This is a genomic window from Chryseobacterium sp. VD8 (assembly GCF_037149975.1).
Classification (GTDB): Bacteria; Bacteroidota; Bacteroidia; order Flavobacteriales; family Weeksellaceae; genus Chryseobacterium; species Chryseobacterium indicum.
Genome location: NZ_JBBCQL010000417.1, coordinates 1 through 1,386 on the forward strand (window position 1 = coordinate 1; position 1,386 = coordinate 1,386).

Below are 1,386 nucleotides of genomic sequence, written 5' to 3' on the forward strand. Positions count from 1 at the left end.
CCTGAAAAAGAGGAAATAATGGAAATTTGAAATTCCCAGTAAAGCGGTGAAAAAGATTAAAGTTTCCGGCATAATATATTTTAATCATCAATTCCGTAAATGAATATTTTATCAATTTCAGGAATATTTAAGTTTTCTTTTTTATTAATTCTGATGAGCTGTTGAGAAAAATACTGAAGCTCTTTTTTTGCATTGTCAACCGCTGTTTTTAATGATTCTTTATCTACTTCAATTTGATCCTCTGAAACAGGATAAGCATAACTTTCCGGAGGCATAGAATGTAAAAAATCGAAAGTGATCTTATGTTGCTGTATTTCAACCTTCGGAGAGGGATGTCCTGTATAAAAACAAGAATTTCCTTCGTCTGAAACAAGATCTTCCCATTCCGTGATGTGTTTAAGTCTTCCGCAACACTGTGGAAAATACGTGTCTACATCATTAATCTTTAAAATGTAACCGCCACTCATGGAACATGCCAAATCATCAATTCCGCGATTTTCTTCAGTCTGCTGAATTTCAATTTCTCTGTGAATGATTTTCAACAGATCTGCATCAGAAATTTCAGTTATTCTGTAAAAAAAGGAACTTTTAAAATAAGCTCTAAAACTTTCGGAAAAACCCGCCTTTACGTTAGCAGAAATATTATATCTTTCCCACTCATCCGGAAATTCTAAATACGAACCGGAAGGCATTTCCAGATCCTCATCGTAATTTGAGACTTCTATGACGGGTATAAGTTCTATTTTCATATTAATACATTCTGCGGCTTTTGCCTTCTAATGTTTTTTCTAAAATGGAAAGCTGTTCATCAGTAAGATTTTTCAGTATAATTTGACTACTCCTGTTCATCAGATGATCAGGATAATAAACAAGTTTAACGCTTTTTCGGTCAATTTTATATTCTCTGAGCAAAACACCTCTTTTTGTATTTTTTCTGTTGGAATTTGAAAAAAATAAATTTGTAGTCCGTCCCGGAATAAAACCTAAACTTTTCAGAAATAAAAAAATTGAGTTATCGTTGATCAACAGATCAAATGTACCGAATTCTATTCCCCAACTGAGAAAACCTTTGTCTGTAATTATTGTTCCGCTGATATTTTTAAGTTCAATTGAATTTTCCTGTCTGTAATTTTTAATAATATTTTTCTTCTGAATAAAATAATAAATACCGACAATGATTGCAGAACAGATTGATGCTATAAAGAAGTAATGAATAGGCAGTTCAAACATATTTTCTAATCATTAAATTACTTATCAAATCGCCAATTATTAAGAACAATTGTAATGATTGGCTGTGGCCACATTTCAAAATTTTTTAATTTTGGTTTTATTGGAATAATAGAGGTTTCAAACCATCCTTTCTTTCCGACAACATTTATAATGGCA

The 1,386-nt window shown here is 31.5% G+C and carries 2 protein-coding genes; both read right to left on the reverse strand.

Annotated elements, in window-relative coordinates; translation table 11 throughout:
• Positions 1 to 80: 80 nt before the first annotated feature.
• The gene (locus WFK35_RS22755) at positions 81 to 749 is read right to left on the reverse strand and encodes a hypothetical protein (protein WP_336734915.1); all 669 of its coding nucleotides are present in this window, start codon (positions 747 to 749) and stop codon (positions 81 to 83) included.
• A 1-nt stretch (position 750) separates the two neighbouring features.
• On the reverse strand, positions 751 to 1,230 hold the full coding sequence (locus WFK35_RS22760; RefSeq protein ID WP_336734917.1) for a hypothetical protein: 480 nt from the start codon (positions 1,228 to 1,230) through the stop codon (positions 751 to 753).
• Positions 1,231 to 1,386: the final 156 nt, after the last annotated feature.

Bases quoted from the DNA above. Each gene is read 5' to 3' on its own strand.
- WFK35_RS22755 (WP_336734915.1), bottom strand. From the start codon at position 749: ATGAAAATAGAACTTATACCCGTCATAGAAGTCTCAAATTACGATGAG.
- WFK35_RS22760 (WP_336734917.1), bottom strand. From the start codon at position 1,230: ATGTTTGAACTGCCTATTCATTACTTCTTTATAGCATCAATCTGTTCT.